A 6,772-nucleotide genomic window follows, 5' to 3' on the forward strand; every position below is an offset into this window, starting at 1 on the left:
GCCCCCGGCGCTCAGGTGCCGGTGCGGGGCTGCCGCGCCGCCTGATCCTCGGCGTCGGGCTCGGGCCGCGCCGGCTCGGCCGTGGCGGTCATGGCCGCGATGGGGGGATCCACCGCGCCGGCGCCTTCCACCGGCGCCGAGGCAGGCGCGGCCGAAGGCTCGGGTTGGACCATCTCGATGCCGATGTCGTTCTCCACATCGACCCGTGGGTCCAGCACCGCGGCGGCCGGCGAACTCTGCAGCGTGTCCGGCATCGGCACGAAATGCACCGGCGCTTCCTCGACCTGATGGGCGCCGGTGACGCGCGTCGGGCGCACCTGCCACACGAGGATGAGCGCGCAGGCCGAGATGAAGACGTAATACATGCTGGGGCCGGCCAGCGACATCAGCAGGCCGGCGATCATCGGGCCGACGCAGGCGCCGACGCCGTAGGTCATGAGCAGCACCGCCGACAGGCTGACGCGGCGCTCGGATTCGACGTGGTCGTTGGCGAAGGCGGCGCCCAGCGGATACAGGGTGAACTGCAGGATGCCAAAGACGCAGGACATGGCCACCAGCGCCCAATAGGGCAAGGTCAGCCAGCCCCACATGACGGTCGGCAGCACGACCAGCAGCAACGCATTGAAGCGGATCAGGCCGGCGCGGTTGATGCGGTCGGACAGCCAGCCCATGGGCCATTGCGACAGCAGCCCGGCGGTGACGGCGGCGGCCACGAACACGGCGGCCTGCGAGGTCGTCAGGCCGTGCTTGGCGCCGTACACGGCCGCCAGGCCATAGAAGGCGCCGGACAGGTTGCCGGCCACGAACAGCACGGTCATGGACAGCGGCACGCGGCGCATGAAGAAACGGATGTCGAGCGCGGCCGGCAGCGGGGTCGGCGGGTGCGAGCGCGCCGTGACGGCGATGGGCACCAGGCACAGCACCAGGCACATGGCCACCAGGGTCAATGGCCGCAGGTCGAGCGTGGCGTAGGCGGTCAGGGCCAGTTGCCCCAGCACCGTGCCCAGGCCGGACACCACCATGTAGACGGAGAACACGCGCCCGCGCTGGTGGTTTTCGGTCTGTTCGTTGAGCCAGCTTTCGATGACCATGAATTCGGTCACCATGACAATGCCCGAGATGACGCGGAACACCAGCCACAGCGGCATGGAGTCGACCAGCGTCTGCGCCAGGATCATGCTGGTGGCGACGGCGGCACAGGCAACGAAGGCGCGGATGTGGCCGACGCGGATGATGAGCTTGTGCCCCAGCCGCGCGCCGCACACCAGGCCCAGGTAATAGCCGGCGATCAGGGCGCCGATCCAGATCTCGCTGACGGACTGCGCGGTCAGCCTCAACCCCATGTAGGTGTTGAACAGACCGGTGCCGATGAGCATCAGCAGGGTCGCGAAATAGAGCGACGAGAAAGAAGAGAGGGTTGCGAGCATGGCGTCTGGCTACTCCTGCCGGGGAGTAGCGGCGCGGGCCGCGCGAGCGGCCCGCGCATTGAGCGATGAAACGGGAACTGCGCGGGAAATCAGAGTTGCGACAACAGGGTCGCGGCGTCGCTGACTTCGAACTTGCCGGGGCCTTCGACGTTCAATTGCTTGACCACGCCGTCGACGATCAGCGCCGAATAGCGCTGCGAGCGCACGCCCATGCCGCGCTGGATCAGGTCCAGCTCCAGGCCCAGGGCCTTGGTCCAGAGGGCGGAACCGTCGGCCAGCATGCGGACCTTGCCGGCGGTCTTCTGTTCGCGGCCCCAGGCGCCCATGACGAAGGCGTCGTTGACGGACACGCACCAGATCTCATCGACGCCCTTGGCCTTCAGGGCGGCGGCCTGCTCGACGTAGCCGGGCAGGTGCTTGGCCGAGCAGGTCGGCGTGAAGGCGCCGGGCAGCGCGAACAGGGCGATGGTCTTGCCGCGGGTCAGGTCGGCGACCTGGAAGGCGTTGGGGCCGAGCGAGCAGCCTTCGCTTTCGGTTTCGATGAATTCGGTCAGGGTGCCATCAGGCACGCGATCGCCGACTTTGATGCTCATGGGGAAATCTCCAGTGTTGGGGGTGTCGCATTGGGGCGGAGGTGCCCCACAGCCCTCATCATAGTTCGTGTCTGTTGCGCTTGCTGGCCCGCCGGACAGATCGGGAAAAAAACCCGCACAGTCTGAAACGACTCCACACGCGGGGCGGCGCGGGGTTCGTTGCCATAATGTGGGCGTGTTCAATGCCCGCGCGCGATGGCCGCGCGCGGGCGCTTTGCGGAGACAAACCGATGCGCAAGATGCTGATCGGCCTGGCCCTTACGATGGCCGTGGCCGCCCCGGCCTGGGCCGCGCCCGACGCGGCCGAGCAGGCCCAGTTCGAATCGTTCGTGGTGGCGGCGGGCGCCTCCAACGGCGCGGCCCGTTCGTGCGGGGCGTCCGAACCCGACCTGGCGCAGCACCAGGCGACCTCGCGCAAGAACCTGGAGCGGTATGCCAAGGAATACGGGTTTTCGGCGGCGGGGTATGACGGGCTCTATCAGAAGGGGTTGGCGGATGGGACGCGGATGATGGAGGAGATGAAGCGGTCCGGCGTCGACGGGTGCCGGGGGGTGCTGGGGAGTTTTCAGAATGAGCGGGTGATTTCCTATGAGGATATGAAGGCCGCGTTGGCTGAGGTTAGTGATGGGTTGCCGGGGGAGAGTGCGGAGAAGTGATCGCTTTTTTGTGAGTGGGGGTTTGGGTTCTTGAGCCGCCCGGCGGGACGGCGGCAGGCGGGGGCGGGGCTACGATTGCGGTCCGGAGCGTTCGCTCCGGACTGCCCCTGCCTCATCCTCGTCCTCGCCTTCGGCGACTCCTTCGGATTCCGTCGGGCGCATCTACACGCCCCGCCCCCGCCTGCCGCCGTCCCGCCGGGCTCAGGATGTCTTGGTTTCCGCATTGTTGGGGCGAGGTGGGTGCTTGGCATGCTTGGCCGCATCTACGGGGGGCGGAGGAATTTGCGGGGCCCGCCAAAGCCGGCCGCGCGGGCGGCCTTTTTTGGCTTACGCGGGGTCTTGCAGTTCAGGATGAACGCTGCGCGTGTGCGTGCGACATGAGCGTTTGGAAACGGAATCTGGAGTGTCGGGATTGGCGTCCAACGGATAGCCGCAGGCCGCCCGTCAACGACGTTGCAGCCACCTTCCTCCTCTCCACCCGCGCGCAGCGCCAGCCCTTCGACGCACCGCCAAAGCGTATGCCGGGACCGGCTGCCCGCGCAGCCGGTCCCGGCGGGCGACGCAAGATCTCTCCCCTCACCCCGCCCGAGCGGCCTCACCTATGCAGATGTCGGTAGCGCCTGGCGTCGGCCGGGCAGGCGGGGCGCAACCTCGATGCGCCCGAGGGAATCTGAAGGCCGTCGCCGAAGGCGACAACGAAGATGACGAGGGGGAAGTCCGGAGCGAAGGCTCCGGACCGCAATCGTGGGCGCGCCCCGCCTGCCCGGCCGACGCCAGGGGCGGCCTACGAAGAACCACCGCAACGCCTCAACCACCCAACCCATTCTGCTTGAACCAGTCCAGCATCCTCTGCCAAGCCTGCTCCGCCTCGGCCTTGCGGTAACTCGGCCGATAGTCGGCGTGGAAGGCGTGGGGGGCTTCGGGGTAGACGTCGATGCGGGAGGCCTTGGCGGCGGCGGGGCCCTTGGCGAGTTCGATGCGCATCTTGTCGACGTCGGTCTGGGGGATGCCGGCGTCCTTGCCGCCGTAGGCGCCCAGGACCGGGGCCTTGAGGTCGTTGACCAGGCTCAGGACCGATCGGGGCTTGAGTTCGCTCGGGTCGCCGCCCAACTGGCCGTACCAGGCGGCGCCGGCCTTGAGCTTGGGGTTGTGGGCGGCGTAGAGCCAGACTTGGCGGCCGCCCCAGCAGAAGCCGAGAATGCCGAGCTTGTCGTCGCTGCCGCCGTGGGCGGCGGCCCAGGCGACGGTGGCGTCGAGATCATCCCGCACCTGCTTGTCGGGCACCTTGCTGATGATCTCGGCCTGCAGCTTGGGGATGTCGGTGTATTTGGACGGGTCGCCCTGGCGCGCGAACAGCTCGGGCGCGATGGCCAGGTAGCCCAGGTGGGCCAGGCGGCGGCAGACGTCCTGGATGTATTCGTGCACGCCGAAGATCTCGGACACCACCAGCAGCGTCGGCAGGTTCTTCTTGCCGGCGGGCGCGGCGCGGTAGGCGGGCATCTTGCCATCGGCGGTGGGGATGTCCACCTTGCCGGCGGTCAGGCCGCTGGCGTCGGTCTTGATGGCGGTCTGCGCGACGGCGGGGCCGGCGGCCAGCGAGAAGCCGGCGGCGACGGTGGTGGCGATGAAGCCACGGCGGTCCAGCTTGAGGGGCGGCAGCAGGCTGTCGAAATGCGCGTCCTGGTCTTTCATCATGCATCTCCGGGCAAGGGACGGCCGCCGGACGCGGCCGCGTCCTGGCGAACCGCCGGGGTTCACTTCAGGGAGAAGTCCACGCGCGAGGGCAGGCCCTCGTCCTTGATGCCATCGGCGTCCAGTTGCGGGGCAACGATGAACACGCGATCCGCGAGTCCTTCCTGGGCTTGCAGCTTCTCATACACCGCTTGCGCGCGCGCGTCGGCCAGTTGGCGCAACTGTTCGTCGCCCACCGGGGCCGCGGCGCGCAGCATCTCCTCCATCTGTTGCGGCGGCACCGACTTGGCCATGCCGATGAAATTGCGCGGCTTGTCCTTGAGATCGGTGTCGTCGTAGACCTTTTCCAGGTACTTGGCGCGCTCGGCGCCCGAGACCTCGACGCCGGCCGGGTTCGGCTTCTTGCCACGCGGGGCGACGTCGCGGGCCTTGGCCAGGCGGATCTGGGCGTCGACCCAGGCCTGGCGCAGGCCGTCCAGGTCGGTCTTGGGATCGGCGCGGCCGCTCAGGTCCATCTTGAGCGCGGGGCGATCGACCAGCGCCTTGGTCAGGGTGTCGATGCGCTGCAGCGTGTCATCGGTGAGCGCGGCGCTGCCGGGCGCGAATTCCACGTACGACAGTTCCTCGCCGCCGCCAAAGGCCGACGCCAGCAGGCTGAAGGGCGAGGTGACGGCCTTGACCACCAGGTTCAGCAGCACCCGCACGACGATGCCGCCGACCGAGAACTCGGGGTCGTCGAGCGACCCGGAGATCGGCAGGTTGATGTCGATGTTGCCGCGCGAGTCCTTCAGCAGGGCCACGGCCAGCAGCACCGGCAGCTTGGTGGCGTCGGGGCTGTTGGTCTTGTCGCCGAAGGTGAGCTGGTTCAGCACCACGTGGTTGGTGGCCAGCAGCGCGCGGTCCTTGATCTTGTATTCCAGGTCCACCGACAGCTTGCCGCGCTTGATCGGGTAGCCGACGTACTTGGCCGAGTAGGTGTTGAAGCGCGGCAGGTCAACGCCCTTGGCCGAGGCCTTCAGGTCAAGCGACAGGTACTTGGCGAACGGCTGCACCACGCCGCTGATCGACAGGGGCGCGGTGGTGTAGACGCGGCCGGTGACCTTGACCTTGGCGGGCTGCGGGTTGGTGGACGACACGGCCGTGATGGAACCGTCGATGCTGGACAGCTCGGCCACGTAGTTGGGCTTGACGAAGCGGTCGGTAAAGGTCATGCGGCCGCGCGTCAGCGTGACGCTGTTGAGCGAGATGTCGGGCATGCCCCCGCCCTTGGCCGCCGGCGCCGGCGGTTCGGCGCGCCGACCGGGGGTCTGCGTGTCCTGGGTGATGGAGCCGCCGGCCTGGCCGGGCGCGGCCACCAGGTCCATGACGTTCAGGCGGCCCTGGGCATTGAGCAGGATGCGGCCGTAGAAGTCGTCGAGCGCGATGTCGCCCAGGCCGGCGACGATCTTCTCGCCCGCCACCGAGACGTTCATGCCGGACAGGCCCAGGCGCTTCCAGTTGAGGAAGTCGTCCTTGTTGACGCGGTCCTGCAGGTCGACGTCGGTGATATCGACCCCGCCCTTCCAGCCGGCCTTCATCGGCGCGCTGCCGTTGGCGGCCGCGAATTCGGCGTCGCCCTTGGCGCCCAGCGTGATGGCGCGCACGGTGGCGTTCAGGCTGGAGGCGAAGTACGGCGCGAACGAGGCGACGTTCAGGCCGGACAGGTCGACCGACGTCTTGACGCTGAGCGGCTGCGGCGTGAAGGCGCCCTTCAGGTCGAGCTTGCCGCCGCCCTGGATGCCGGCCGCGGCCAGCGTGAAATTACTGGCGCCCGGGCCCATGGCCAGGCGGTCGGCGGTGACGACCAGTTGCTGCAGCGCGACGTCGAGCGCGGGATTCAGGGTTTCGTCGCGCGCCTTGAACTGGGCCAGCTCGGCGCGCACGCCCGTGGCGGACGCATCGATGACGCCGTTCTTGTCCAGCACGTGCACCTGCGCGGTCAGCCCGAGGCGGCCGTCCTGCAACAGGATCGGCGACAGGCTGCGCACGGCCGGCGCGAACGGCGCCAGCGCGACGTTGCCCATGCGCAGCGCCAGCTCCAGCGACAGCGGTTGCAGCACCAGCGGGCCCTTGGCGCGGATCCAGCCGCCATCGGTGCTGTTGTCCACGGTCAGCCAGAGATTGATGGGTTCGCCCTTGACCTGCGGCAGCGCCACGCCCTCGACGGTGACGGCCAGGCCGGTCAGGGTGTAGTCGAGCTTGCTGATGGCGTCGGTGACGTAGAGCTCGCCTTCGTGGATGTTGAAGGCGTCCAGCGTCACCTTCCATTCGGCGGGCGCGGCGGGCTTGGGCGGGGCGTCGGCGGCGGGTGGCGCGTCGGAAGTGGCGGCCGCGGGCGAGGCGTCGTTGGGCGTGGAGGCGGCGG

General features: G+C 68.7%; 5 protein-coding genes. 1 reads left to right on the forward strand and 4 read right to left on the reverse strand.

Features of this window, described 5'->3' with window-relative positions; all coding sequences use genetic code 11:
* Window positions 1–11: 11 nt before the first annotated feature.
* A complete protein-coding gene (locus tag HV783_RS26440) occupies window positions 12–1,427 on the reverse strand; it encodes an MFS transporter (protein WP_054500970.1) in 1,416 nt (471 codons plus the stop codon).
* An 89-nt stretch (window positions 1,428–1,516) separates the two neighbouring features.
* Entirely contained in the window at window positions 1,517–2,020 is a 504-nt protein-coding gene (locus tag HV783_RS26445) for a peroxiredoxin (protein WP_049075637.1), read from the reverse strand.
* 230 nt (window positions 2,021–2,250) lie between these two features.
* Between HV783_RS26445 and HV783_RS26450 the strand changes: the two genes are divergently transcribed.
* A complete protein-coding gene (locus HV783_RS26450) occupies window positions 2,251–2,676 on the forward strand; it encodes a hypothetical protein (RefSeq protein WP_054500969.1) in 426 nt (141 codons plus the stop codon).
* A gap of 807 nt (window positions 2,677–3,483) precedes the next feature.
* Here the strand turns inward: HV783_RS26450 and HV783_RS26455 are convergent.
* Together HV783_RS26455 and HV783_RS26460 are read right to left on the reverse strand one after the other, a co-directional pair.
* Window positions 3,484–4,368, reverse strand: a complete 885-nt coding sequence (locus tag HV783_RS26455) for a dienelactone hydrolase family protein (protein WP_054500968.1) — start codon at window positions 4,366–4,368, stop codon at window positions 3,484–3,486.
* A gap of 62 nt (window positions 4,369–4,430) precedes the next feature.
* Window positions 4,431–6,772, reverse strand: a 2,342-nt coding sequence (locus tag HV783_RS26460) for a DUF748 domain-containing protein (protein WP_175190172.1), incomplete at its 5' end; no start/stop codon positions are given.

Source organism: Achromobacter dolens, from assembly GCF_902859745.1.
In the GTDB taxonomy this organism is placed as follows: domain Bacteria; phylum Pseudomonadota; class Gammaproteobacteria; order Burkholderiales; family Burkholderiaceae_B; genus Achromobacter; species Achromobacter dolens.